Below are 24,696 nucleotides of genomic sequence, written 5' to 3'. Positions count from 1 at the left end.
AAAACAAAAAAAAGACCGGTATGCACCGGCCTTTCCAAATGACTAATATAGGTCTTCTGTTGGCAGTATCCCTAAGCTTTTCGCTTTTTTTATGACCTCAACCCGTGAGCTCACATGCAGCTTCTGAAACAGCTCCGTTAAGCTATACTCCAAGGAACGCTGGCTGATCATGAGTGTTGTGGATATCTCCTTATTGCTCTTCCCCTTCGCGAGTTCCCGAAGCAGCTTCTCTTCTTCTGGTGTTATTGTTGTTTTATCGCTTTCCGTATCCCCGAGCACCACAATTTCTTGACGTCTTAGCTGCTTGAGCAGCCGCATAGGGATAATCGCCTCTTTCCTTGCGGCGCAGCGGATCGCTTGGATCAGTTGCTCACGCGTGGAGGTTTTGGCTATGAAACCGGAAACACCGGATTCCATCAGTAAATTAAAATGAGGGGCGATATCAAACCCCGAATAAATGAGGATGATGGCATCCGCGACGTAGTCAAGCACTTTGCGTGTCAGATCGGCTCCGTTGGTGTTCGGCATGTATAAATCAAAAAGCATCACGTCGAACTTCTTCAGGCGTACCAAATCAGGCACACAATAAACATCCGTCTCTATCGTAACATTCATATCCGGTTCGGATTCGATCAGCATCTTTGTTCCTTCTACAACGGATCTATGATCGTCAACCAATAAGATTTCCATAGCGCTCACCTTTAAGTTGTGTAGTTATCGGAAGTGAAATCGTGACGTGAAACCCTTGTTGCGGAGCAGATTTCAAATTCACATCCCCTTCCAAGCTAAGAACCCTCTTTTCGATTCCTGCAATGCCCATATTCTGAAATGAACCTTCAAAAACGGTTAAATCCATTCCTGTGCCATCGTCCGAATAGGAAAAACGAATCTTCCCTTTCTCGCTTGTCAGTGCCATGGTTACTTTATTTGCTTGAGAATGTTTTGTTGCATTGTTGAGTAATTCTTGAACAATCCTATAGACGCCCAGAATTTGTTCCTCCGTTAACGTATACTCCAGTTGTTCGGCTGAGAATTCAATCTCATAGTTGGAAAACATTCGCGTGTACGAGAAAAGACTCTTTAATGACTCCACTAGCCCCATTTTAAGAAGGAACGGGGGACGCAGCTCATTGCAAGTTATGCGAATCTGATGAATGGCATCCAAAAGCCCCTCTTCGATTTGCTTAAGCTCAAGAAGAGTTTCCTTAGCGAATGTAGCGGAAGAACGTAGCGATTCAAGCTTACGATACCAGATAATCAAATCTTGCAGCACCGAATCATGCAAATCGCTGGAAAGCGAGGCCCTCTCCTTTTCCGATAAATTAAACAGCAATCGTAACATCCATTTTGGTGTTTCATTTTTCGCTACCATATCCTCAAGGCGTCTCATCAAATCTTCAATTAAATGAAGGTTATCATACAGAATAGTGACGTAATGAACGGCCGTTTCAAGCCATTCCTCCTCGATCTTAAGCATTGGGATATTCATCGAGATCCTTAAATAGACCGGTTGCTGCTTCTCGCCGATTTTAATCCAGATGCCCCCCCTGCTGATGATACTGTGTTCCTGTCCCCGAGGCACTTCTTCAATGGATATATCGGTGATATGCAGTACTGCCTTTACCTCGTCTATGAGCCTGTTCTCGAGTTCCGATACCTTCATGACGTTTGCGAGGTCATTAGAGAAGCGATTCAAACTCTGTTGAAGAGCTTTATACCGTTCTTCGCTTTGAATCAGCTCTCTCTCTTCTCTTTTCCGTTCCGTAATGTCCTTTACGATACCATGGATACCATGTAATTCATCGGAAAGAAAAATGGGAACAAATGTAATACTTACGATTTTCTCTCCTTGTTTGGACTTCATGATCCGGCATTCAATGTCCCTCGACTCTTTCTGTTGGATGACGTGGAATAGAGCTTCATACACGAACTCGTGATCCTCATCCATAATTAATCCCATAAAGCAACGGTCGTACAGATTGTCAAATTGAATGCCGGTTATGGTTTCAAAAGATCGATTGGCATTGACAAAATAAAATCCGCTCAGATCGATAGAAAATACTCCATCCAAATTGTTTTCAAACAAAGACTTATACCTCTGCTCGCTTTCTTCGAGTGCCAACTCGGAACGCTTCTTTTCGGTAACATCCATCAAAATGGCGTCGAGCCGCTCGACTGCTCCCGTATAATCCAAGTATGGATGGATCGTCATTTTAATCCATTTGGTTTCTTCACCGTGGAACAATCGAAATGTTTTAACGACGGGTATTCCCATATCAAGTTGGAGCTTCACCTCATGCATGAGGGCAGCGTCATCGTCCGGGTGCATGTGTTTATGCATAATGATGGGACTTGCCATAATGTCTGTTTTGGACATGCCAAACATCTTCACGATACTGTCGGAACAGAAGTTCAGACGGGAAAAATCCTTGTCGGTTGACATCACTCCGGCGTTAATATTATCCAATATATTCTCCAACAATTGTTCCCTCAATTTTCTTTCGGTCACATCCCTGGCTACCGCCACCACATATTTCACTTGATCCTCGCAATCCAGAACAGGCTTTACTTTGGCCTCAATGTAAACGGTATTGCCCTGCGCATGAAGCACCCGATATTCCAAATCCACCGGCAACTTTGATCGTAGAGCCTCCATATGTAAAAAACGCACACGCTCCCTATCTTCCGGATGAAGAACATCGAATGCGTCCATACCTTCGTATTCTTCGACATTGTAACCAAATATGGACCTAATGGAAGGGGATACATAGCGAACAATGGCTTCGTTATCTACCAAAACAATCGTATCCGATGTATTCTCGGCAACAATTCGATACTTCTCTGCAGGCTGCATGGGATCATTGTCGATTGTATTTTGACTCGTACATTCTTTTAACAGAACGGTATGCGCAATCACTTCTCCGTCGTCTTGGATTGGAACTAAAACATATTTGGCGGAAAGTCGTGAGCCATCGTTACAAGTTAGGCTGCAAATACCCTCCCTTTCCTTCCCGGCGAATTCTTCTGTCATATACTGGTTAGTATTATCGTCAAAACGACATTTGAAGGCGTCATTAACCCAGATGATTCGATTATCCAAATTGATGATAAACATCGGATCAGGCATGTTCATTAGCAACTGTTGTGCACTTCTAATTAAACCAAGTATTGGATTCATTCTGTCACTTCTCTCCCTATACTAGTAAGGACGTCGATTATTCATTGTTCAATGATTATTATAATTGAATGCTAGCAGGTTTGGCGCGCAAAAAAAAAGCGGATGTCCGCAAATTTTGATTAATAAAAAGGTTGGTTATTATTGTCCTATTTGGCGTTGCATAAGATTGATTTGCATTTACAACCTCAATAATTGTTTTCGCTAAATCAGTCATTATTTTGTTATCATCGCCATTAAAGCAATCTGACCAATTGTATTCACGAACGGCACCATTAATTTTAACTTTTAGATAGTAACTTGGCTTATTCTTACATACCGCAAATTTCTTTTCACTTAAAAAGTTGGATAACACCATTTTTTTATAAATCTGTTGTTGTTCTTCTTTATTGAGTTGAAAATCGCTTACGCCTAGCATTTGACCATTTTTCAGGTCTTTCACCAATTTCATATCTATGGTATTAATTTCATTAGCTTGATTATCACCATATTTTAATTGAAATTGGAATAAATCTTGCTGTGACACGTCATAAGAAATGTATAAGACATCAACGCTTTTTGAATCGGTTGAACAACCATTTAGGCTATATTTCAGTTCAGTATTTGTTTCAGTTTTATCAAGCTTTTCACAGGTATATGTTGTTACATTTTTTGGTCCAAAATTATCTTGTGTAGTATCGTATTGAATCTCGAATTTCCCACCTTTGAACTTGATATTATGATAAATTGGGTCGCCTTCAATCGTGTAATGAGAAATACGAATAGAAGCATTTTCTTTCGCATTCACACTTTTCACAAAATCATCCATTTTGTATAGGTTGGAAACATTTCCATGAATATCAACGACATCAGCATTATTTTTTATTTCTTTCCCTTTTGGTGAACCTAAGGTTTGTATATTTTGACAGCCTGATATGAGACTCACTGCAAAGGCAAATATCATTAACTTTTTGAGCATTCTATAGCCTCCCTTTTCAATCATACAAATATTGACGAGTCGAACTTACATTTTGTTCCATGTAATATACCCTTAATCCATTTTATATAAAAAAAAGCGAAGGCGTGGAAACCTTCACTTTTGGTTATTTGATATTAGATATAACAAGCAGCGTTATCTATATTCAATGATGGAAACCTGCTGCTGAGGCAGCGTTACGGGCGGATGCTTTATGCCGCAGCAGCGGCAGGACGCCGACCGCTCCTATCAGGAACAAGCCTGCTGCAATCCAATAGAGAACGGTCAACGGAAGGCTCGTTTTCAGCATGCCTACGATGCTCATGTTAAGAACCATTCCCCCTATAAAGAGCGGGTTCAGAATCCCGCTGACCCTACCAACGAAGGCTTCCTCCGCATGACTCATGATCAAGGTCTGACAGGCGATATGTATGAATGGCACCATGAGTCCGGAACAGAATTGTGCTACTAGCGCAAGCCCACTTGAGTTGGTCGAGCCGATGACAGCCACCGACACGCTGTTGAAGATGAATCCCACCAGTAGCATGGCTCGGGGCGGCATGCGCTTGGATAGCCCCATAACAAGCATACCACCGAGAATCATGCCGATTCCATTTATTGCCGTAAACCACTGTAAATGCTCTGCCGTTAAGCCCAGGTGTTCGGTTACCACAAAGATGCCGAGCGGATTAATCAAACCGAGGGCCAGACCCGCAGCCAGAAAGAAGCTGCCCATATAAAGAAAAACTTTGTTCGCAATTACATAATGCAAACCTGATTTGATATCCTGCACAAGTCCAGCCGGCTGAGCTGGCTGAGTGTTCCGATCTTGCGGCAGGGTTGTTAGAACTGCAGCAGAGATCAGAAAGCAAATGCCTATCATAAAGACTGCCGTCTCGATGCCGAAGCGGAAAAACACGAGAGTGCCCAGCATCGGACCCAGAATCATGAATACGGCCTGAATGGTCTGATACATCGACATTCCCATCTGTATCTGGGATTCCGGTACGTGGAGCTTGAACAGCTTCAAGCCGGCCGGCTGCGAGAACTGAGATAGAATCGACGAAACCAGCGTCGCGAAAAAGATGGCTTGCCATCCGCCGTAAATCAGGGCAAGCAAGACTATGAACACGGAAGCTGCGCTCAGAAGATCGCACCACACCATGGTGCGTTTGGGCTTCCAACGGTCTGCGAACGCGCCCCCGACGAAGGAAAAGATGAAAATCGGCGCGAATTCGGCGACGGATATGAGCGAAATGGCGATTGGATCTTTATCCGTCTGTTCCGTTACAAAGAGCAGGATCGCAAAATTACGAACCCAGATGCCGAGCTGTAGAAACACGGCGGAGAGCAGAATGGAACGAATGAAGCGATTTGAAAAAAACGAGTGTTTGTCTGGAACGGATGAAGCTTCTGCATGTGACATGGACAACTACACCTTTCTTATCGAATGGATTTGTTAATGAATCGTCTGTCTATATAGAAAGCTGCCAACAAAGCCAGTAAACCGGTTAACAGCATATTGCTGTATGTTCCAAGTGGCAGCGGTTTGCCTGCAAGATGGATACCTTCTGCACGATATTCAAATCGTTTTACAGCATGCTTGGCAGTTATAAGGTCTTCTTGTTTAGCTAGGTCTTCCAATGGCGCTTCGAATGCATATCTGTTAGGTGAATCACTATGAATAAGGAGGGTCTCTTTCGCTTTTCCCTTTTCGTTCCAAAGTCTTATCTCTGCTGCGGCTAGTGATTTTGCGTCGCCACCTGGGATGATCATTTTATCCAACTTTGGAGCATTCGATATTTGATACCTGGCCAGTATATGAAGATGATGTTTTGTAGAAATTGGTGCATCCGAACTGGAAACGGTCAAGACTCTTGTCGTTCCTGTGTCTCCATAAGAATCAAATATAGAAGATAGAGATATTTCATCCATGTTGTTATACAGAAGTACCCCCATCTGTTTCTTACTCCAATGGAATCCAAGATTTAGCCAATAGGTTGCAAATTTGATATCCATGTGAAAAGGGTTGTCTACCTTTGGATTTTGAACGAATTGGTAAGAAGGATAACTAATTTCCTTAGATATTTTTGCAGCCATGGGTTCTCCTAGTTGCTGAGATATCAGGTGAAGCACTGCATCTATACCTGCGCTTTGACCGGCTGAAGTTAAGGTATTTCCTTCGTGAACATAACGCACATCCTCTTTCCAATGTGTATCAGGATATTGCTTCAAAAATATAGGTATCCATTGCCAGTGTGAAGTGGCTGATTTCCCTTTTAATAACCCTGTATCGGCAAGATTGAGTGCCCCACCACAAATACTTAAGAAAGTAGTGGATTTATTGCTGGAATGTTTTTGAATCCATTCGCGAGTTGGTTGATATTTCTGTTCATTTACTATAGGCATATAAGGGACCACAATAATATCAGGGCTTTTATTCAATAGGTCATCCAGTTCTTTATAAGAGTAATGTGGTATTACATCTAGTCCGCCTGATAAGGACTTCACGTTTTTGTCCGGTGCAACGGCGTATACATTATAAGCATCTGTCATCGACAACAGTGTGTAAGGAATAAGAAAATCAAAATCTTCCGTCGGTATCATTGAATCCGCTAATACGACTGCTACTGTAGGTTTATTGGGATTGTATTGAGGTATATTCACTCCTTGTAGTGTAGGAACCGGCTCATGGCGGACGTTTAAGTAAAAATCTTTTTGATGACGATTAAAACCATAGAACCCGATCCCCCCCACAAACACAACGAAAATCAATACATAAACAGCTAAACGTAGGAATAACTTTTTCATTTCCTTTTTTTCCTCCTTGTAATTTTTTCTACAATACCCCAGTACCGTATTGATTAATGTTTCGATCATACACCTGAATACGAACCTCAAACGCGCAAAAAAAATGCGTGCCCCCGCAAAATTCACAAAAAAAACGCCTTTGGCGGCGGGTTTTCCCATACAAACGATCTACTATGATAAGCCAAATCAATCCGTCTCTTCGCTTTGCTCCTACTAGATGATAACGAAAGCCCATGACCTTGGGTGCAGTCATGGGCTTTTACTTAGAATAGCGTATTAATTTCTTCTTTAACCTCTGATAACATACCTTTTCTTGTATCATCATCTAATCAAAAATTCCTGTATCCGAGGTTTTCTTTAATGATTCCGTCATCCCTATTGAATCATAAATTTCCTTCGGGGTACCGTGTGTATTAATGATTAAGCCTTTCTTTGAGGTTACAGTTTTTGGATATATAAGTGTAATCACATCTGCCCACAAAATATGTTCTTGTTTACACAACCTCCACATGAATTTTTCTCCAATAATTTACACTAACTATGAAAGCATTATTCACTTGGAGTAAACGTATTAGACAAACATATTGGGGAATTTTTTAATAATCCCATCAGATGAACAAGCACATTGTGCTTCACGACATATAATACGTTAGGTATTTAAGCGATAATCTCAGGAGGTATTGATTTGGACGGTTATGACTCTGCCTATGATTTTGCTCCTATTGGCGTTATTTTAGTTCTATTTATCTTGCTTATTTTTATTCTATGGTTATGGATTGAATTAGGTAAAAGTATCTGATTATTTCGTCCAAGCATTAGTGTTAATAGTTTCGTATTGTATATTGTTTCGAAACTCAATTTCCAAGAGGAGGTAATCAATATGGGTTACGGAGGATTTACTACTTCGACTGCAATAGTTCTTGTTCTTTTCATCTTGTTGGTTATCGTTTTAACGACATTCAGTTTGTAAAAACAAAGTGCATTTAGCCCTTTCATCAACCCATTTTTCAAAATCACTATTAATGAAAAGAGGTGTATGATTATGGGAGTTGCAGTAGGAACAACTGGAGCAGGATATGGCGGTTTTACAAGCTCAGCAGCAGTTTTGGTTCTCTTTATTTTACTGGTGATTATTACCATGACATTTGTTTGGTAATTTGCATAGCAAGTTATTATAGTAAAATTGTTAAAAGAGCTTATGTCTATTTGAACATAGGCTCTTCTTTAAGGATTTTTAGATGTCAGAGCAACTGACTATTGCACCATTCAAACATTTGCATGAGCAGGTTCGGCCCTTCCGGTCGTTGGTTTCCGTTTATGCTTTATAAAAATTACGAACCCACCGATGTGCCTTCAACTTTTCAACCATATCATGTGAGAGGCCTAGCCCATCTCCTGTATGGCAGTTTCTCTCCACATTCCGAACCGAACGCATTCCAGGAATGACCGTGGAAACTGCAGGATGACTCAATACATACCGCAGTGCAGTTTCAGGCATTTGATCTAATTGGATACCAAGATCAGAAGTTATTTGTTCCACTCTCTCAAAAACCTCTTTTTTACGATCCCCACGGAAATAATTGTTGCGGAAGTCACTTTCCTCAAATTGAGTCTCCGGCGTAATTATTCCCGTCAATCCTCCTTCATCAAGTGCAACCCTAACAATGACACCCACATTGTGTTCTTGGCAGACGGGCAGAAGCCGATCCTCAGGGCTTTGTTCGAATATGTTATAAATGACCTGAACAGTGTCAACGACACCCGTTTCGATTAACTTGATCGCATTCTCGGGTTCATAGTCATTAATTGAGACGCCAAAATAACGGATTTTTCCTTGCTGCTTTAATTTGGAAACTGCTTCAAGCCAATCACCCTGCCCTATCCATTCATCGGACCAGACATGAAATTGCTGTACATCGATCGATTCCAATCCAAGATTTCGAAGACTTTGCTCCGTACTAGCTATGACATGATCAGCAGGGAATGTCTCCTCTACAGATACACCCGTCTGTGCCGGCCATTGCATGTTTTTCGGAGGAATTTTCGATGCGATGTATATCGATTCCGATCGTTCCCTAACAACCTGCCCGATTAATTTCTCACTATGTCCATCCCCATACCCTAATGCAGTATCAATAAAATTCAATCCCAGATCAATGGATCTATGAAGCGCTTTGAGTGACTCTTCATCGGATGCGCCGATCCAACCTGTTTTTCCAATCCCCCAAGCTCCGTAACCAATTTCGGAAATTTTCAGCCCTGTTTTACCTAGTGTTCTATAGTTCATGATAATCACTCCTTAATTTCACATTACATTCCCCCAGATTTCCGCCTGCACCCGTTATAAGTACTTTTATACTTCACTTAAGTAAAGCGGGAGAATACCGATCAATTACTTCAAGCTCCGCATTGGAAAGCAGCGGCCTTACGGAGGCTTCCACATTTTCTGTAACTTGTTGAGGTGTTTTTGCACCTGGTATAGCTACTGAAACGGCAGGGTGGGATAATACAAAACGAAGAGCCCCTTGTCCCATGGTTTGACTCTCTTTTTCTAACTTACGCAAATGTTCCACTTTTTCCAAGCTGTCCTTGAACCATGGTTCTGTTGGCCAATTTTTACGAATATCACCTTCCAGGAACGTTGTTTCCGGGTTAAACTTTCCTGTTAATAATCCCATACGAAGCGGCCCTCGAACGACAACAGCAATTCCATTCTCTTTTAGATAAGGTAGCACTTCTTTCTCCGTAGAACGATTGAGAATACTGTAGTCCAATTGGACGGCATCGAGTCCTCCCTCACGGTTGAATGCTTGATATATTCAAAATTCTCAGTGGATACGCCGACTGCTCTTACTTTCCCATCATGCTTTAAAATTTCAAATGCACGGATGAATGCTTCCGTTTCCTCATATTTATCCCACCAGAGATGGCAAAAGTGCCATAAAATCTGCCGTATCAATAAAATTAACTCCAAGATCAAGCGCTTTCTCCATTGCTCTAATGGAAGTATCCGCTTCAACCGGTCCCCATGCATCACCGCCAATAGCCCAAGCACCGAATCCTACTTCCGAAACTTGCAAGTCCAATTTTCCAAATTTCCTATAGTTCATCACTATCGCACCTCCAGTTTCGTTCGTGACAGTTCCATAATCTAAGTAGATCTTAGTATACCGACAAGAAAGCTGTAAAGTACGCACTTCTCTTTAAGTTGGTTACCTTGAGGTTACATATGTCCACACCAATTCTCATTGGACTAAGGTAAATCCTGTTTAATATACGGGGAAGAGGGAAAGGTAATATTATACTTTTCTTAAAAGGGCTGTGAAGGGTGAAAGCATGTATCTCATGATCGGAACGTTTGTTGTTGGCATCCCACTCACCTGGTTGTTCATTCGTTACCGTCGCCTTCATCCGATAGAAAAGCTGGGGCAGTGGCTCGTTGCCATTACTTTGCACAAGATTACTTTCAATATTATTGTGATGAATTTAGAATGGGTGCAAAGATCCGGGCGATGGCTGGATTTCATAACAACTTCGACAACAGATTACTTAAATTACTCCGTTTTTATGGCATTCGTCTCTTCAATGCTTGTTGCTTGTCGAGTGAGCTTGCTTTCGGCTGTCGGCTGGATCGCCATATCCGCTCTTCTTCTTGCCGAGGCGCTCCAACTATATGAGCACTACGGTATGATCCGCTTTGTGAAGTGGGAATTAAGCACTTCTTTTATCTATTTCTTTTTTCAAATACTCATGATTTATGCTTTCGGGACTTGGTTCAGGAAACGAATGCAAAAGGAAGGTTGGCTCAGTGATTCTCTATTTGCCCAAAAATTTCAACGCTAACGAATGGTTTATTCTGATTGCCGGCACCTTATTATTGGCTCTGGTATTGCTGCTGCCGAAACGGATGTCTTTTATCGAAATGCTTCTGATTTGGCTATTCAATATCTTATTGACGGAGTCGGCCGATTTCTTTATCGGAGTACCTCCGCTGGATTTATACGATTTTAACGATTGGCCGCAATACGAAGTGTTCGATTTGCTGTTGTATTTGTTTATGTACCCGCCGATCGCGTATTTCTTTATTTATATTTATGACATTTGGAAGCCGCGCAAGTTACAGGCTGCGTTCTTAATTGTGGTGTGTTCTCTTGTGACAACGGCGTTGGAAGGTTGCTCGATCAAGTTTTATGTATTTACATATAAAGGATGGAGTCTGCCATACTCGTTTCCAACATACATACTCGTTTTCGTGCTCAACTTACTCTTGTATCGGTTTATGAAAGCGAAATTGCTAACCATTTATCGCAGTAATTAAGAAACAAATCGCAGTGAGAAAAGATAATGGTGTCATAACAAGCTTTTCCTTTTTACTTTTAGACAAAGCATTCATCATGGTATTTACAAATAAATAAAATGCAAAAAAGTAACATATTCCTTTTGCAATCGTTTTTAAAGCATCTATCGAGATTACATTCCCTGCTTGTAGTATAAACATGATTGCCATCAATTGAATTAATACCGAAATTGCACATGCAACTCTCATTTGTTTTGGCATTACTTTATACTTACCGCCCATTGCAAAATCTCCGTAAGGTAAACCCATAGCTAACAATATGTACAAAATAGCAACTGCCAAAAAAGTAACACTTCCAATTAATGCAGTTATCACTTTCCCACCCCAATAAATTATACTATTTGTACCTAAATATTTTTGTAATATTATAGCATTTATTCAAGCATCCTGCCGATTACTTCAATAAAAAAAACCGTGTTATCCGCTAATCGGGATGTTGATGCAGCAAAACGATTTTTCAAAAAGGCGTTATCTTCGCCTCATAATCAATCACCACGCGTAATCACAGTTGATAAGAACCCTTCATATCCACACGCTTTGCAGCAGTTAATACGTGAAAATTCTTTGTCAAAAGAAACCTTAATCAGACAAACAAAGTACCTCAACAACATTGTAGAACAAGATCACCGATTCATAAAAAAAATTACAAATCCAATGCTTGGCTTCAAATCGTTTTTGACTGCTGATAGGACCTTGAAAGGAATCGAAGCCATGCATATGATTAGGAAAGGACAGGCCGAATACAATCATTCGTCTGTCCTTTCAACGGTTGAACTGATCAATATATTATTTGGATTGGCAGTATAATCTAACCACTAAAGTGATAAGTACTTTAGTTTTTTATTTTTTGCACCACAACCCGCAATGCCAACCCCGGAGCGGTTTTTCATATCAAAGTTTGTAAAACATTTTGGCGTTAAGCCCGAATAATTGATCGATTTCCTGTTGTGTCCAGCTTGTAGGAAGCGCTTGTGTCAAGACATCCACAACTTGATCGTAATCGGCTGCCAGAAGGCAAACCGGCCAGTCGCTGCCGAACATGACCCGGTCAGGGCCAAATATTTCGATTATATATTGGATGTACGACGTGAAATCGGATGGTTTCCATTGCTGATGGTCAGCCTCTGTCACCATCCCCGACAATTTGCAATACACATTCGCATGTTTGGCGATCTCCCTCATCTGGCTCTTCCAAGGTTCCATCCGCTGAAAGACAATTTCAGGCTTGGCAATGTGATCGATGACGCACCGCAAATTCGGCACTGCATCTATGAGCTGGACAAGAGGATCCAACTGACGGGAGGTCACGAGAAGATCAACCGGTGTGCTGAGCGAGCTGAAGTAGGTCAGCGCCTCTACAAAATGCTTCTGGAGAATAGCGTTCGCATCCGGCATTTCCTGAATCATGACCCGGAATCCTACAAATTTGGAATGCCGCTGAAATCGCTCGAAGGTTTCCTTATACGATGAATCATTCAAGTCAAGCCAGCCAACTACGCCGAGAATGGATTCATTCTCACCTGCTAATGACAACATATAATCCGTTTCCGCATGCGTTGTGGCAGCCTGAACAACCACAGAGCCACTCAGCCTATGTTTGCTGAGATGAGGCTTTAAGTCGGACGGAAGGAAATCACGATACAAGACGGGTAAATTCGGAGTAAGCCAATCGTAATCACCGCGGTCTAACTTCCAATAATGCTGATGCGCATCAATCCGCATGGCTTACGATCACCCCTTTTTTCAAAATGATGTTCGCATACTGGGCGGATTCACCTGTCGCAATGACCGCATATGCTTGTTTGGCACGTTCGTAGAAAGCAAACCGTTCCACATATTCGAAGTCTTGGAACGGTTTATCTTTTTCACTATGATGTTCAATGATTTCCTGGTATCTGGTCCAAATCGGTGTTTCCACCGGATCGCCCTGGACAACTTCCATCAGTGCCGCAGGCATGTCAGTGTATTGGTCGAGAGGGAAAAGACGAAGAATCGCATCAAGCAGCTCCGGAACCGGATGGCCGTCACAGCGAACCAGTCTTTGGGCTAATCTCGCTGCGGGAAAATTCGCGTCTGCAAGGACGATTTCGTCGCCATGGCCCATCTCCATCAGAATCTTGATCAAATCAGGCGATATCAGCTTGGATATTCCGATTAACATGGAAGGTTCCCTCCTATCCTACGATGATTGCATAAACAATTCCAGGTCCGTGAACACCGATGGTAAGGTCATTTTCAATATCTGCCGAACGACTCGGCCCGGAGATGAAGTGAATACCCGCAGGCAATTTCTCTCTTCCGGCGGTATCAAAGTTAACCAGCGTTTCCCCTAAGCGCGTCCCCAACCGCTCAATTGGAACAATAGCCATCAATATGGTTGGCAGAAGACTAACCGACCTGCCTTTGCTACTTGAGGAAAGAACCGTCAACGATCCTGTATAAGCTGTCGCATAGTCAGCTACCACAACGCCAAAGTCCGCTTCTGCGGCACGAGCTTTCCAGTTCTCATCTTGATCGCGATTCCATACAGTTACCTTCGCATCCGGCAGTTCTCCTTCCAGATCAAGGTCGCCCAGCTCTTGCTGATCCTGTCGGATGATGTATTTCGCACTCGTCTCCGTTGCTTTGCTCACGATGAACGTTTTGGCGTCTTCCATCGTTGCCAATCGGACCACATGTCCGCCGGCACTTTGAAAATTGGCTGTAAACCTCTCGATCCGCTCTGCGATCGGCAGCTCAAAAGCATTCCAGAAATCGGGCGCCCCCCTGAAAGGATGACTCGGCTTTTCGGTCACACGAGGTCTTCCAAGCTTACCGGCAATACCGTTCATAAAAGCTTCCTGCTTTGCCAACGATTCTGCTTCAAGCTGATCTAACCATTCCTGATGCGCATTAGCCATGTCTGTGACCTCCTCCGCCATTCTCTCTTTCCTTCACAATGGCTTCCATCCTCTTCCGAACGTCTGGATCCAACTTCTGCAGACCATATCGAATTTCTTGCTCCAGCGTTTCCCACTGCTCACGGAAAGATTCTTTAGGCAAGCTCGGCGCAACGCGATAGGTGTTCCAGCCTTTAAGCGGACCCAACTTCGAACGGATTTCTCCGCTTCGAACGACAAGCTTTTGCCCCAATTTCCCAAGCTTCAAAACGCGTTTGAACCGGCCGGAATTTCCCAGGACCGCTGCAAAGCCTTTCATCCCGATGGATTCCAGCAATTTCCCATGTCCGCTCTCCACCTTGCGCCGGCGTAAAGATACAAGCATATCGTGCAATGGAATTTTAACCGGACACGCTTCGTAACAAGCGCCGCACAAGCTGGATGCATTAGCGATATCATCCCACTCGGCTACGTTTTTCTTTAAGGCCGGCGTTAAAACGGCGCCGATCGGACCGCTGTAGGTGCCGCCGTAAGCATGGCCTCCGATATGCCGGTACACGGGACAAGCGTTCAAACAAGCGCCGCAACGGATACAATTGAGCAGCTCTTGAAATTCCGGGTCGCCGAGCTGCAGAGAACGTCCGTTATCCACAATAATGATATGCATTTCCTCAGGCCCGTCGGCATCCTTCTCTCGTCTGGGTCCCGTTATTCCCGACATATAGACGGTCAGCTTCTGACCTGTCGCCGATCGCGGTAATAAGGTAGCCATAACCTCCAGATCCGACCAGGACGGAATGATCCTTTCCATACCCATTAACGTAATTTGCGTTTTAGGAACCGTCGTTACCATGCGGGCGTTGCCTTCATTTTCAAATAAAACCATAGATCCCGTCTCGGCAATCGCGAAGTTACAGCCCGTCATGCCGATGTCGGCCTCAAGAAACTTCTCCCTCAGCTTCTTGCGAACGAAGCCGGCGAGAATCGAAGTATCCGGCGGCAGCGACTCTCCTGCGACTTCAGAGAGCAGCTCCGCGATCTGGTACCTGTTTTTATGAATGGCCGGGATAATAATGTGGGAAGGCGTTTCTCCGGCAAGTTGAATAATGTACTCGCCTAGATCCGTCTCGATCGCCTCCACCCCAATCGATTCGAGGGCATGATTCAAGTGCAGTTCTTCCGTGACCATTGACTTTGATTTGACAACGGATTTGGCTGCCCTGCTCTCGGCAATAGCCAGGGCAATTTTCACAGCTTCCGCCGATGTCTCGGCAAAGTGGACATGAACCCCATTAGCGCGAGCGTTATTAGCGAACAAATTTAAGTAATAATCCAGATGAGCGATCGTGTGAAGCCGGATTTGCCTTCCCCTTTCCCGCCACTCATCCCAATTGCCATGTTCTTCGGATGCATTCTTCTTGCCACTCCGCAGCCTTTCGGTCGTGAAACGGACCGCTTTGCGCAAAAACTCATCATTGAGCGCCAGGTCTGCCCTTTCTTTTACGGTTTGGCGGGTTGTCGCATTCATAACCGGCCCACTCCTTCGTATAACAACTCAGCCAAATGCATGACCTTGACCGGCTCGTTGCGATAACGCAAATTGCCGGCGATATTCATTAAACACGCCATATCCAGACCTACCAGAATTTCCGCTTCCGTTTCTTTCACATGATCTACTTTCTCCGTAACCATAGCACCTGAAATATCCGCCATTTTCACAGCAAAAGTACCGCCAAACCCGCAGCAATCCTCTGCAAAAGGGAGCGGCACAAATTGCAATCCTTTTACATTTTTTAACAACCCCATCGGCTCATCCTTGACGCCCAGAAGCCTGCTGCCATGGCATGACGGATGATAAGTGACTTTATGCGGAAACACTGCGCCGATATCCGTAACGCCAAGTACTTGAACAAGAAACTGAGTAAATTCATACGTTTTCTTCTGAAGCTTCACTGCTTTGTCCAAATAAACGGGATCGTCTTGAAAAAGATTTGCATAATGATGAATCATATACGTACAAGAGCCTGATGGAGAAACGACGAAATCGCTATCTTCAAAGGCTTCTAAAATCGTTTTAGCCGTTGTCCTTGCTTCATCCCAGTACCCGCTATTATAGGCAGGTTGGCCGCAGCACGTTTGAACGGTCGGGAACTCTAATTTAACGCCATATCTGGCTAATAGACGGACCATTGCTGTACCCACTCTCGGGTAAATGGCATCACTTAAACAAGTAATGAATAGGGATACTTTCATGATGCACCTCTTTTGAAGAATTCTATCTATAATAAAGAAAATCACTCCTTGTCGTTCTTGGAGGATTTTCTTTATGATCGCGAATCGCTATTCTTTTTTAATGATCCATATGGTCGTCCGGCTGGGCGGCCTTGACTGTAAGCCCGCCGTCGACCATCAGCAAGTGACCGTTGATCTGCATGGCCTCGTCGGACGCGAGAAACACGACGGCGTCGCCAATTTGCCGGGAAGTACCGAGCCGCTTCATAGGATTGGCTTCGATCTCCTTGGCGCGAATCGCCGGATCAGCTAGGAAGTCCGTACACATATCGGTGTCCACGGTGCTCGGACCTACAGCGTTTACGTTAATATTGAATTTGCCAAGCTCGATCGCCATGCCTTTCGTCAACATATGGGCAGCAGCCTTGGACGACTGATAATGCGGAATAACTGGACTTGTCACCATCAAACTGGCAGTCGATAATACGTTGATGATTTTGCCGTATCGCTTCTCAATCATCGACTTAGCTGCAAGCTGCGAAGCGACGAATATCGATTTGACATTCGTATTATAGGTACGGTCCCATGTTTCTTCCGATACTTGCATGAACGGCTCGAACGGTGCGATACCGGCGTTGTTGACGAGAATTTCCACTTCACCTAGCTGCCCGCGCACTTGCGCGAACATGTCTTCAACTTGCTTTTTATTGCCTACATCCGCTTGGACGATCATCGCTTTCACACCCAGAGCTTCTGCCTGCTCCTTCACCTTCTCCGCGAGCGGTCGGGAACGTTCCGACGTGTAATTGATCGCCACATGCGCGCCTTCCTCCGCCAAACGAATTGCGATCGCTTCTCCGATACCTCGACTTGCACCAGTAACGAGCGCCACTCTGTTAGCTAATCTTCCCATTTCTAATGCCTCCTATGGCAACAGCATATTTTTAAACGTCTCTTAGAAGCGATGTATTACAGGCTCGGACCGATGCGGTTAATACTGAATTCCGTATGGCCTAAAATTTCGGCTTTAGTCAGCTTGCCGTTTGCTACATCAACGATTTCTTCCCAAATCAGATTTCCCGCCGCTTCGAGACTGAGCGTGCCATCCAACATTTCGCCGACGTTCACATCCATATTATCAGACATGCGTTCGTACATCCGTGTGTTTCCGGTAATTTTGATCACCGGTATAACGGCCGAACCGGTCGGCGTTCCCCGACCTGTGGTGAAGCAGACGAGATGCGCGCCGCCTGCAGCCATCCCGGACACGCATTCGATATCATTTCCCGGGGAATCCATGAAGTAGAGTCCATGCTTCGGAAGTTGCTCCGCATACTCAACAACTCCTTTAATCGGAGCAGTGCCGCACTTGCTGATACAGCCAAGCGATTTCTCCTCGATCGTCGTTAAACCGCCGGCAATATTGCCTGGGCTCGGATTGCCGCCTCGCATATCGGCGCCCATCCGCTCTACCTCTTTTTCAAATCTGTCGACGATGTGGTACAGCTTTTCCGACGTTTCCGGAGTCGCACAGCGGGAAGCGAGGACATGCTCGGCGCCGATGATTTCGGTCGTCTCGCCGATAACAACGCCCCCTCCATGCTGGATCAGTGTATCGGCAGCTGCGCCCAGCGCCGGATTGGATGCCAGACCCGAGGTTGCGTCCGAGCCCCCGCACTTGACGCCAATGATAAGCTCGCTTAGCGCGACCGGCTCCGGCTGCATCGCGTCAAGCTGGGCACGCATCGCTTTGGCCAGCTCTACGCCATGTTGAATCGCTTTGACTGAGCCGCCTACCGATTGGATATCGAACACTTCGATCAGTTTGCCTGTCGGGCGAATCGCTTCAGCGAGCTCATGAGGATCGACAACCTCACAGCCGAGACTGATGATGATGACGCCTCCGACATTCGGATTACGACCGGTTCCAGCGAGCACCTCGAATGTCCGTTCCTTGTCGGCTCCGATCTGGCTGCAGCCGTGCTGATGCGGGATGGCTACAGTTTCGGGCACCATCTGCATGATCCGGCTGCTCACTTGGTTGGCACAGATGACCGTAGGAATAATTAATAGATGATTGCGGATGCCTACGTCGCCATTCGGCCTTCTATATCCCATCATATGAGTCATATCTAAGCTCCTCCTTATTGTTTTTCTGCATTCGCTTTATCGCCGCGACCTCGGATACCTTCGACATTATGCACATGAACATGCTGCCCGGCTTGAATGGCTGTCGTTGTGCGCCCTATGACCTCTCCGTACTTACGTATTTCCGTACCTGCAGGAATATTTTCAATAGCAATTTTATGCCCGAATGGTACCGGGTCAAGCAGTACCAATTCAATAGCCTGATCATCCTTCAAGTAAGTGATGTGGTCTCCGGCCTGTAAATCATTGATCGCGGTTGCGACATGATCGCGTGCATCCATGACAAGCGCACTGGCGCCGGCTTCAATAGGTCCAGCCATTAGGGGCCGCCTCCTTTTATCTATATTAATATTAGGCTCTCTCGTTAACCATCCGGTTGGTCAAAGATCCGAGCTTCTCGATTTCGATCGTCACGACGTCGCCGTCTTTCAGATATACTTGCTTATCCTCCGGATATCCGAGCACGACCCCTTCAGGCGTTCCGGTGAGAATAATATCGCCAGGCACCAACGTCATGTGCTGCGAAATGTAGCTGACGATCTCATCGCAATGGAAAATCATATCCGAAGTGTTCGAGCTTTGACGGACTTCGCCGTTCACGATACAACGGATAGACAAATCGTTCGGGTTACCCACTTCATCGGCTGTAACCAGGTAAGGACCGAGCGGGCTGAATCCGTCGCAAGATTTGCCGAGCAGCCACTGATGTGTGCGCAGCTGTAAATCGCGGGCGGACAAATCATTGACGTTGCAGTATCCGAATACATAGTCAAGCGCGTTTTCTTTATCAACATACTTGGCTTCCTTGCCAATAACGATAACCAGCTCCGCCTCATAGTCCACTTTGCTGGTAACTTTAATCGGCAACTGAACATCATGACCGTTCCCGGTCAGCGTATTATTGAATTTATTGAACAAAATCGGATATTGCGGAATGGGCGCATTCGTTTCTTCCGCGTGTTTGCGGTAGTTAAGTCCGACACAAATCATTTTATTCGGATGCGTAACGCACGGACCGTAAGTAAGATCCGCCTCGTTCAGGATGTAGCTGCCGCCTGCAGCCAGAGCTTCGTTCACAAAAGCCTGCAGCGCAGATATCGCTGCTTCGCCCCCCTCAATAACCTGATGCACGGTGGTCGCAATATGATCTTTTGCAGATACGCTTTCCAATGCTTTGGAAATATGAATAACGCCTCTGTCCGTTTTTACGCCTAGCTTCTGTTGTCCGTTTTCAATAAAAGTTAATAATTTCATTGGTTTTCTATAGCCTCCGATTTTAAATTAGCAGTTCTTGCCGAAGACGACTCCGCCGTCAATGTAGAGCGGAGAGCCCATCATGAATTTCGAATCGTCCGATGCAAGGAATAGCGCTGCTTTGGCCACATCGTCGGGACGAAGCAAATCGCCGCTGAGCTGACGCTTTTTGAGCGATTCGTAGCCTGCCTCAATATCGTCGTAGGAGTTGCGCAAGTAATTTTCAACAAATGGAGTAAGGACGGTACCCGGCATAAGCGCATTCACGCGAATACCGTATTGCGCATAATCGACCTGCATGGATTTCGTTAAAGCCAGCACAGCTCCCTTCGTTGCAGAGTAGGAAGCCCGGCGTGCCAAGCCGATCTCGGCGATACAAGAAGACATATTGATAATTGAGCCGTTCTTCTGCTCTATCATATGAGGAATCACGTACTTGTTCGGTAAAAATACGCCGCGTATATTGATGTTCATAACACGGTCCCACGCTTCCGGTTCTACTTCGTGGATGGCGCCTACGCCGCTGACTCCAGCGTTGTTGAACAACACGTCGATCCTGCCGAACTTTGCGATGACTTCGTCCACCATCGACTTTACCGATTCAGGAATGGTCACATCGGCTTGAATAAATATGGCCGACCCGCCTCCTGCTGTAATTTCATCCGCTGTCTCCTGTCCTTTAACAAGGTCCAAATCGTTGACGATCACCGTTGCGCCTTCCTTGGCAAAAAGAAGTGCCGTCGCTTTCCCGATTCCTGAGCCGGAACCGGTGATTAAAATGATTTTGTTCAGAAGCCTCATTACATTCAACTCCTTATTCAAATTAGTAAGGTTGTAACCTATTCGCCAGCTTCAGGATTGTGACAATCTTTGCGCCAGTGCGCAAATCTCATTCTGCGCCATTTCCCGCTTCTGCTCCCACTCGTGCTTGAACATCGAGCAGCTGATGGCGGCGATAATCCGCCCTTCCCCATCCCGAACAGGCGCGGCTACACAGCAGAAGCCCATCACAGCTTCTTCCAGATCGAACGCGCAGCCCGCTTCCCGTACGGCAGCGAGATTACTGCGCAGCTCTTCCCGGGTTTGCAGCGTGTGAAGCGTGAGGCTGGGCGCAAGCTCATCCTCGGGATATAACGCATCAAATTCAGATGGGTCCAGCCATGCAAGCATCGCTTTGCCGAGCGCCGTCGCATGAGCGGGCAGCTTCTTGCCGGGTTCCGAGGCGATCCTTACGGGAGAAGGCATCTCTTCCTTGGCGAGATACAGCACATCGCGCTGCTCCAGCTTTGCGAGCTGAATCGTTTCGAGAATGACATGCTTCGTTAAAGCCGCCTCCTTCCGGAACCGGTCAATCAGACTGAACTGTTTGAAGAATGCATTACCCCAGAAGCCCAATTTGGAACCAAGCGAGTAAGTGCCGTCATTTTCACGAACAACCCAGTCAAGCGCTTCCATTGTGTTCAACAGCGTAAACATGGAGCTTTTGTTTATTCCCAGCTGTTTGGACAAATCGATCAGTTTTAGCTCCGAAGGCCGCTCGCAAATCTGCTGCAGCACATCGTTCGCTTTCTCCAAAGCCGGAACCCAGTATTTCCTTTCCATGTTTGAGTGCCTCCAAGCAAATTGGTTTATTATAATAAACCGTGGTTTTATATTTTAATACCTTTATAGTATCACTTGTTATTTTGAGGTGTCAATACGACAATTTCATCATCTGCCTGCTATTTAATACTGCCAAAAAAGCAAATGGCTAGGCAGGCATATTGTCCTGTCTAACCATTTGCAATTTTAACTTATTATTTCATTTTTTTATCTGTTCTTGCATATCAAATATGTTATCGGCCTGCTGCCAAAAAGACTCAAAACATCGCCCGGTTTTATGATGCCATTCCTCTTCCGCCTGTTCATCAATCGTTCGATCAGGGATCATTTGTGTTTGATCATGCTCCGTCAGCATGATCAGATAATCACCGTGCAGATAAATCTGTAAATCTGTGTACCCAGACTCAATCAAGTTCTTAACAATTTGCTGGGGGATATGGTCGTGCAATTGACGATATTCAACGATAAGGTCTCGGCGCAATCGGGCAACACGAATTTCTCTCTTTACTTTGGGATTCATCCACGGCTCCCCCTCACTTCTCCCGGCCGCTAATCATAACGGTATCTTGGGGATTACCCCAAGGTGTTTCATAGGTCGGCGGGTTGACATAGCGATTCATCGTCATATGCAGACGAATTCCGGTTCCAGGAAGCAGTTTGATGAGGAACCATTTACTGTTTGCCGGCAATGTTTCTTGAACGTCTCCTTCTTGACTCGTAACCGTAACCTTTTCAAACTGATGCTCACCGAACATTCCTGCCTGAATGATGATTTGCTTATCTGCGAATAAATCGAGATTAACAAGATTTAAAGTCACAGAATCGGCATGAAGCGCTTCGACGAGCGCTGCCGTGCCGTCCGGTAAACCCGGGCGCTTTAGATCCGCATTAAAGTAGCGCACCCGACCGTGCTGCAAACCTCCGTGAGAAGTGTGCATCGGTGACCCTAGCGTCAATTGCAGCAGCCCTTCAAAATAAACCGGACACATTTCCTGCCATTTGTGAATGCTTGACAGAGCGCCAAGGCTGAATCCGTCAGAAATCCAATGGTTCGGATCTCCTTCTTCCGAGCGCATTTTCAACAGCTGGCGAGCTACCAATTTGTAATTCGCTTCGAGAATTTGCTTCGGATAATCCGGATTTTTCCCACGCATGTAATGGAACCACTGGACTGTATTGCCGTTATAATGCTTGGTTAATTTCCCCGTGTTCGGATTGGTTCCCGAATATTCAGGAACATCGATGTCCAGATCATATGGCATTATGTCGATCCGATCTGCGCGGGCTGCATCTTCTTCCGCCATAGAAACCGTCCACAAATGAATCGGATATATCGGACTTGGTAACCGGTAAGCAGTCCATCCGCTGTCGAAATGCTTGGTCGGTGTCACCCAAGTCCCATTCTCTTCACGTCCAAGCTCCCAATTCCGATCCAACTGCTCTCGCGCTAAACGTAAACAGTTCAAATCGCCGCTCAGCAGCACGGCGTTCATCGATGCATTGACAATCGGTTCAATGATCGTCAAAAATCCGTGCGGCCAGCGCCAGCCGTAATACCCGCCCCACCATTTGCCATCGTTATATTCTCCGATTTCACCGGAAAGGCCTATGTTATCGGGAATGATCCCGCCGTTTTGTTCGGCACGTTCCCTCCAGGCTTGAACGTAATCAAGAACCCACTTTTTCAGCTCTACGTCACCGGTATACATATAGGCGTGGGCGATAAGTCCGGTTGCGTTCAGATTCAGCGGCACATCCCCCTTCGCCATACGTTCATTCATGATGCGGATGATAGTTCGATACACTTGATCGTCCGACCAAGGACATGTGCCGCTGGCAAAATCAACACCGGGAATGTCCTCAAATGGAGCCAAATAGTTGTCAAGAATACCTCGATGTGTACACCAGTCTTCCTCGGACATTTCGTGCCGTGGCCCCCGGCTGCCGGTAATCGGCGACCGAATCAGCTTTTTCTCGGCATCATAGTTTTGCGCTTCCGCATCATTGCCAGTATAGAGGCTTGCAAAACGCCGAGCGCGCTGAACGCTTTTCAAATTGAAAGGATCCGCCAGCCCAAGGAAATAAAAGAACAAATAACCTTCTCCATGATGCATCCAATCGTAATAGCTATCAAAATCACGATAAATTTGCCCGTATTCCGTCCACTGCCACGTAACACCTTCCCAAATTCGCAAAGCCATTTCACGAAGTTCTTCATCGCCGCCGAGCGCGTATAACAAAGCAATGTACATAAATCCTTCATACGGATCATCCGAGCCGTCCATCCCTGGCCATTCACTGCGCCAGATGAGCGTTCCATCCGGACGGACATACTTCTGAACAAACTCCTTCGCCGCCTTGTTCAGCATTTCGAAGAGCTGACGTTCGAGCAGCGCCCACGTCGGAGGTGTCCATATCTCCTTTGCTGTGACTGACGGTATCTCTGATAGGTTTCTTTCAAGTGTCATACCTTCACTCCCACCCTTGCCCTTTTGCATAATTAGAACTACATTTTACGATCCGATATGGAAGCCGCCATCAACTGGAATTTCCGCGCCGTTGATCCAGCTGGAGCGCTTGCTAGCCATTAAGACGATTACATTCGCGATTTGCTCAGGTGTAGCCACATTTTTCGCTTCTTTATAGATTTGCTCTATTTCTTCGGGCGAACGATGGGTCATGCTAAACCATTCGTTTAAAAGCGGCGTCGCCGTTCCTCCGGGCATGATCGCATTCACTCTAATATTCGCCTCTCGAAGATCCATCGACAACCCTCGGCTCATATGATTCAATGCGGCTTTCATCGCGTCATAGACGAGATTGTTAGGACAATTTACAAGCCGGTTAATCGAGCTTACATTGATCACGACACCTTCGCCGCTCCGTTTTAACCAAGGAAGCGCCTCCTGCGTCAGGAAAAAAGGAGCTTTGACATTCACTTCAAACAGCGAGTCCCAGTCATCGTGTTTGATTTCTTCAATCGGTTTATTACAAATAAGCGCCGCATTATTAACAAGGATATCCAATCCTCCAAAACGATCAACTATTCGTTCAACGAGCTGCTTGGGCGCTTCCCGCAGAGATAAATTTTGGCGTATAAATACAGCGTCTCCACCTAGATTGCATATTTCCTCTACAACCTGACGCCCCCGTTCTTCATTCATGCCGTGAACAGCCACTTTCACGCCGTGACTCGCAAGCTCAATCGCGGCCGCTTTGCCGATACCGCTTGTTGAGCCGGTTACAAGAGCTATTTTGCCATGTAAATCTTTCATATTCTCAC

At 45.4% G+C, this 24,696-nt stretch carries 26 protein-coding genes and 3 pseudogenes; 6 read left to right on the top strand and 23 right to left on the bottom strand.

Annotation, left to right across the window (positions count from 1 at the left end):
* Positions 1–42 precede the first annotated feature (42 nt).
* The 6 genes and pseudogenes from ACFQZT_RS14350 to ACFQZT_RS14325 form a co-directional block, all read right to left on the bottom strand.
* The gene (locus ACFQZT_RS14350; protein WP_379300927.1) at positions 43–690 is read right to left on the bottom strand and encodes a response regulator; all 648 of its coding nucleotides are present in this window, start codon (positions 688–690) and stop codon (positions 43–45) included.
* Complete coding sequence (locus tag ACFQZT_RS14345; protein WP_379300925.1) at positions 671–3,178, bottom strand: sensor histidine kinase; 2,508 nt, start codon at positions 3,176–3,178, stop codon at positions 671–673. Before ACFQZT_RS14345 ends, ACFQZT_RS14350 begins: the two co-directional genes overlap by 20 nt.
* A 58-nt stretch (positions 3,179–3,236) precedes the next feature.
* A complete protein-coding gene (locus ACFQZT_RS14340) occupies positions 3,237–4,133 on the bottom strand; it encodes a DUF4362 domain-containing protein (RefSeq protein ID WP_379300923.1) in 897 nt (298 codons plus the stop codon).
* A gap of 163 nt (positions 4,134–4,296) precedes the next feature.
* On the bottom strand, positions 4,297–5,556 hold the full coding sequence (locus ACFQZT_RS14335; protein WP_379300921.1) for an MFS transporter: 1,260 nt from the start codon (positions 5,554–5,556) through the stop codon (positions 4,297–4,299).
* Between the two features lie 17 nt (positions 5,557–5,573).
* On the bottom strand, positions 5,574–6,941 hold the full coding sequence (locus tag ACFQZT_RS14330) for a DJ-1/PfpI family protein (protein ID WP_379300919.1): 1,368 nt from the start codon (positions 6,939–6,941) through the stop codon (positions 5,574–5,576).
* Between the two features lie 328 nt (positions 6,942–7,269).
* Positions 7,270–7,389 (bottom strand): annotated as a pseudogene (locus tag ACFQZT_RS14325) (NAD(P)H-dependent oxidoreductase); the annotation flags it as partial.
* 237 nt (positions 7,390–7,626) lie between these two features.
* Here ACFQZT_RS14325 and ACFQZT_RS14320 point away from each other — a divergent pair.
* From ACFQZT_RS14320 to ACFQZT_RS14310, 3 genes are all read left to right on the top strand, one after another.
* Positions 7,627–7,740, top strand: a complete 114-nt coding sequence (locus tag ACFQZT_RS14320; RefSeq protein ID WP_379300917.1) for a YjcZ family sporulation protein — start codon at positions 7,627–7,629, stop codon at positions 7,738–7,740.
* An 81-nt stretch (positions 7,741–7,821) separates the two neighbouring features.
* The gene (locus ACFQZT_RS14315; protein ID WP_379300915.1) at positions 7,822–7,911 is read left to right on the top strand and encodes a YjcZ family sporulation protein; all 90 of its coding nucleotides are present in this window, start codon (positions 7,822–7,824) and stop codon (positions 7,909–7,911) included.
* Between the two features lie 72 nt (positions 7,912–7,983).
* Complete coding sequence (locus ACFQZT_RS14310; RefSeq protein WP_379300913.1) at positions 7,984–8,097, top strand: YjcZ family sporulation protein; 114 nt, start codon at positions 7,984–7,986, stop codon at positions 8,095–8,097.
* 159 nt (positions 8,098–8,256) lie between these two features.
* Here the strand turns inward: ACFQZT_RS14310 and ACFQZT_RS14305 are convergent, their stop codons facing one another.
* On the bottom strand, positions 8,257–9,228 hold the full coding sequence (locus ACFQZT_RS14305) for an aldo/keto reductase (RefSeq protein WP_379300911.1): 972 nt from the start codon (positions 9,226–9,228) through the stop codon (positions 8,257–8,259).
* A gap of 73 nt (positions 9,229–9,301) precedes the next feature.
* Positions 9,302–10,051 (bottom strand): annotated as a pseudogene (locus ACFQZT_RS14300) (aldo/keto reductase).
* A 226-nt stretch (positions 10,052–10,277) separates the two neighbouring features.
* On the opposite strand from ACFQZT_RS14300, the gene ACFQZT_RS14295 reads away from it, so the two are divergent.
* Together ACFQZT_RS14295 and ACFQZT_RS14290 are read left to right on the top strand one after the other, a co-directional pair.
* Entirely contained in the window at positions 10,278–10,784 is a 507-nt protein-coding gene (locus tag ACFQZT_RS14295; RefSeq protein ID WP_379300909.1) for a hypothetical protein, read from the top strand.
* Positions 10,750–11,259: a hypothetical protein gene (locus tag ACFQZT_RS14290; RefSeq protein ID WP_379300907.1), complete on the top strand. Its 510-nt coding sequence runs from the start codon at positions 10,750–10,752 to the stop codon at positions 11,257–11,259. Before ACFQZT_RS14295 ends, ACFQZT_RS14290 begins: the two co-directional genes overlap by 35 nt.
* Here the strand turns inward: ACFQZT_RS14290 and ACFQZT_RS14285 are convergent.
* A complete protein-coding gene (locus ACFQZT_RS14285) occupies positions 11,236–11,613 on the bottom strand; it encodes a hypothetical protein (RefSeq protein ID WP_379300905.1) in 378 nt (125 codons plus the stop codon). The genes ACFQZT_RS14290 and ACFQZT_RS14285 overlap by 24 nt on opposite strands.
* Before the next feature lie 102 nt (positions 11,614–11,715).
* Here ACFQZT_RS14285 and ACFQZT_RS14280 point away from each other — a divergent pair.
* Positions 11,716–12,105 (top strand): annotated as a pseudogene (locus tag ACFQZT_RS14280) (DDE-type integrase/transposase/recombinase); the annotation flags it as partial.
* Between the two features lie 84 nt (positions 12,106–12,189).
* Here ACFQZT_RS14280 and ACFQZT_RS14275 read toward each other — a convergent pair.
* From ACFQZT_RS14275 to ACFQZT_RS14210, 14 genes are all read right to left on the bottom strand, one after another.
* Positions 12,190–13,020, bottom strand: a complete 831-nt coding sequence (locus ACFQZT_RS14275; RefSeq protein WP_379300901.1) for an amidohydrolase family protein — start codon at positions 13,018–13,020, stop codon at positions 12,190–12,192.
* On the bottom strand, positions 13,010–13,459 hold the full coding sequence (gene fucU / locus ACFQZT_RS14270) for an L-fucose mutarotase (protein WP_379300899.1): 450 nt from the start codon (positions 13,457–13,459) through the stop codon (positions 13,010–13,012). Before fucU ends, ACFQZT_RS14275 begins: the two co-directional genes overlap by 11 nt.
* Before the next feature lie 13 nt (positions 13,460–13,472).
* Complete coding sequence (locus ACFQZT_RS14265; RefSeq protein WP_379300896.1) at positions 13,473–14,198, bottom strand: LutC/YkgG family protein; 726 nt, start codon at positions 14,196–14,198, stop codon at positions 13,473–13,475.
* Positions 14,191–15,705 carry a LutB/LldF family L-lactate oxidation iron-sulfur protein gene (locus tag ACFQZT_RS14260; protein ID WP_379300894.1) on the bottom strand — a complete coding sequence of 505 codons (1,515 nt, stop codon included), beginning with the start codon at positions 15,703–15,705 and terminating at the stop codon, positions 14,191–14,193. The genes ACFQZT_RS14265 and ACFQZT_RS14260 overlap by 8 nt, the downstream gene beginning before the upstream one ends.
* Positions 15,702–16,430 carry a (Fe-S)-binding protein gene (locus tag ACFQZT_RS14255; RefSeq protein ID WP_379300892.1) on the bottom strand — a complete coding sequence of 243 codons (729 nt, stop codon included), beginning with the start codon at positions 16,428–16,430 and terminating at the stop codon, positions 15,702–15,704. The genes ACFQZT_RS14260 and ACFQZT_RS14255 overlap by 4 nt, the downstream gene beginning before the upstream one ends.
* A 97-nt stretch (positions 16,431–16,527) precedes the next feature.
* Positions 16,528–17,322 carry an SDR family NAD(P)-dependent oxidoreductase gene (locus ACFQZT_RS14250; protein ID WP_379300890.1) on the bottom strand — a complete coding sequence of 265 codons (795 nt, stop codon included), beginning with the start codon at positions 17,320–17,322 and terminating at the stop codon, positions 16,528–16,530.
* Positions 17,323–17,378: 56 nt separating this feature from the next.
* Positions 17,379–18,539, bottom strand: coding sequence for a UxaA family hydrolase (locus tag ACFQZT_RS14245; RefSeq protein ID WP_379300888.1), 1,161 nt, complete (start codon positions 18,537–18,539; stop codon positions 17,379–17,381).
* A 14-nt stretch (positions 18,540–18,553) separates the two neighbouring features.
* Positions 18,554–18,877 (bottom strand): UxaA family hydrolase, encoded by a 324-nt coding sequence (locus tag ACFQZT_RS14240; RefSeq protein WP_379300886.1) that lies wholly within the window; start codon positions 18,875–18,877, stop codon positions 18,554–18,556.
* A 31-nt stretch (positions 18,878–18,908) separates the two neighbouring features.
* A complete protein-coding gene (locus tag ACFQZT_RS14235) occupies positions 18,909–19,811 on the bottom strand; it encodes a fumarylacetoacetate hydrolase family protein (RefSeq protein ID WP_379300884.1) in 903 nt (300 codons plus the stop codon).
* Between the two features lie 27 nt (positions 19,812–19,838).
* Entirely contained in the window at positions 19,839–20,612 is a 774-nt protein-coding gene (locus tag ACFQZT_RS14230) for an SDR family NAD(P)-dependent oxidoreductase (protein WP_379300882.1), read from the bottom strand.
* A 51-nt stretch (positions 20,613–20,663) separates the two neighbouring features.
* A complete protein-coding gene (locus tag ACFQZT_RS14225; protein ID WP_379300880.1) occupies positions 20,664–21,413 on the bottom strand; it encodes an IclR family transcriptional regulator in 750 nt (249 codons plus the stop codon).
* 199 nt (positions 21,414–21,612) lie between these two features.
* Entirely contained in the window at positions 21,613–21,933 is a 321-nt protein-coding gene (locus ACFQZT_RS14220) for an L-rhamnose mutarotase (RefSeq protein WP_379300878.1), read from the bottom strand.
* 13 nt (positions 21,934–21,946) lie between these two features.
* Entirely contained in the window at positions 21,947–23,881 is a 1,935-nt protein-coding gene (locus ACFQZT_RS14215) for a DUF8034 domain-containing protein (RefSeq protein WP_379300876.1), read from the bottom strand.
* Between the two features lie 45 nt (positions 23,882–23,926).
* Positions 23,927–24,688, bottom strand: coding sequence for an SDR family NAD(P)-dependent oxidoreductase (locus ACFQZT_RS14210; RefSeq protein WP_379300874.1), 762 nt, complete (start codon positions 24,686–24,688; stop codon positions 23,927–23,929).
* Positions 24,689–24,696: the final 8 nt, after the last annotated feature.

It is taken from the genome of Paenibacillus sp. GCM10027628, from assembly GCF_042676385.1.
GTDB lineage: Bacteria > Bacillota > Bacilli > Paenibacillales > NBRC-103111 > Paenibacillus_E.
The sequence above is the reverse complement of the archived record's forward strand: the minus strand, read 5'-3'. Positions and strand labels throughout refer to the sequence as shown.

Excerpts from the sequence above, each read along its gene's own strand:
- ACFQZT_RS14350 (WP_379300927.1), bottom strand. The coding sequence starts at position 690 with ATGGAAATCTTATTGGTTGACGATCATAGATCCGTTGTAGAAGGAACA.
- ACFQZT_RS14345 (WP_379300925.1), bottom strand. The coding sequence starts at position 3,178 with ATGAATCCAATACTTGGTTTAATTAGAAGTGCACAACAGTTGCTAATG.
- ACFQZT_RS14340 (WP_379300923.1), bottom strand. The coding sequence starts at position 4,133 with ATGCTCAAAAAGTTAATGATATTTGCCTTTGCAGTGAGTCTCATATCA.
- ACFQZT_RS14335 (WP_379300921.1), bottom strand. The coding sequence starts at position 5,556 with ATGTCACATGCAGAAGCTTCATCCGTTCCAGACAAACACTCGTTTTTT.
- ACFQZT_RS14330 (WP_379300919.1), bottom strand. The coding sequence starts at position 6,941 with ATGAAAAAGTTATTCCTACGTTTAGCTGTTTATGTATTGATTTTCGTT.
- ACFQZT_RS14315 (WP_379300915.1), top strand. The coding sequence starts at position 7,822 with ATGGGTTACGGAGGATTTACTACTTCGACTGCAATAGTTCTTGTTCTT.
- ACFQZT_RS14310 (WP_379300913.1), top strand. The coding sequence starts at position 7,984 with ATGGGAGTTGCAGTAGGAACAACTGGAGCAGGATATGGCGGTTTTACA.
- ACFQZT_RS14305 (WP_379300911.1), bottom strand. The coding sequence starts at position 9,228 with ATGAACTATAGAACACTAGGTAAAACAGGGCTGAAAATTTCCGAAATT.
- ACFQZT_RS14295 (WP_379300909.1), top strand. The coding sequence starts at position 10,278 with ATGTATCTCATGATCGGAACGTTTGTTGTTGGCATCCCACTCACCTGG.
- ACFQZT_RS14275 (WP_379300901.1), bottom strand. The coding sequence starts at position 13,020 with ATGCGGATTGATGCGCATCAGCATTATTGGAAGTTAGACCGCGGTGAT.
- fucU (WP_379300899.1), bottom strand. The coding sequence starts at position 13,459 with ATGTTAATCGGAATATCCAAGCTGATATCGCCTGATTTGATCAAGATT.
- ACFQZT_RS14265 (WP_379300896.1), bottom strand. The coding sequence starts at position 14,198 with ATGGCTAATGCGCATCAGGAATGGTTAGATCAGCTTGAAGCAGAATCG.
- ACFQZT_RS14260 (WP_379300894.1), bottom strand. The coding sequence starts at position 15,705 with ATGAATGCGACAACCCGCCAAACCGTAAAAGAAAGGGCAGACCTGGCG.
- ACFQZT_RS14255 (WP_379300892.1), bottom strand. The coding sequence starts at position 16,430 with ATGAAAGTATCCCTATTCATTACTTGTTTAAGTGATGCCATTTACCCG.
- ACFQZT_RS14250 (WP_379300890.1), bottom strand. The coding sequence starts at position 17,322 with ATGGGAAGATTAGCTAACAGAGTGGCGCTCGTTACTGGTGCAAGTCGA.
- ACFQZT_RS14245 (WP_379300888.1), bottom strand. The coding sequence starts at position 18,539 with ATGACTCATATGATGGGATATAGAAGGCCGAATGGCGACGTAGGCATC.
- ACFQZT_RS14240 (WP_379300886.1), bottom strand. The coding sequence starts at position 18,877 with ATGGCTGGACCTATTGAAGCCGGCGCCAGTGCGCTTGTCATGGATGCA.
- ACFQZT_RS14235 (WP_379300884.1), bottom strand. The coding sequence starts at position 19,811 with ATGAAATTATTAACTTTTATTGAAAACGGACAACAGAAGCTAGGCGTA.
- ACFQZT_RS14230 (WP_379300882.1), bottom strand. The coding sequence starts at position 20,612 with ATGAGGCTTCTGAACAAAATCATTTTAATCACCGGTTCCGGCTCAGGA.
- ACFQZT_RS14225 (WP_379300880.1), bottom strand. The coding sequence starts at position 21,413 with ATGGAAAGGAAATACTGGGTTCCGGCTTTGGAGAAAGCGAACGATGTG.
- ACFQZT_RS14220 (WP_379300878.1), bottom strand. The coding sequence starts at position 21,933 with ATGAATCCCAAAGTAAAGAGAGAAATTCGTGTTGCCCGATTGCGCCGA.
- ACFQZT_RS14215 (WP_379300876.1), bottom strand. The coding sequence starts at position 23,881 with ATGACACTTGAAAGAAACCTATCAGAGATACCGTCAGTCACAGCAAAG.
- ACFQZT_RS14210 (WP_379300874.1), bottom strand. The coding sequence starts at position 24,688 with ATGAAAGATTTACATGGCAAAATAGCTCTTGTAACCGGCTCAACAAGC.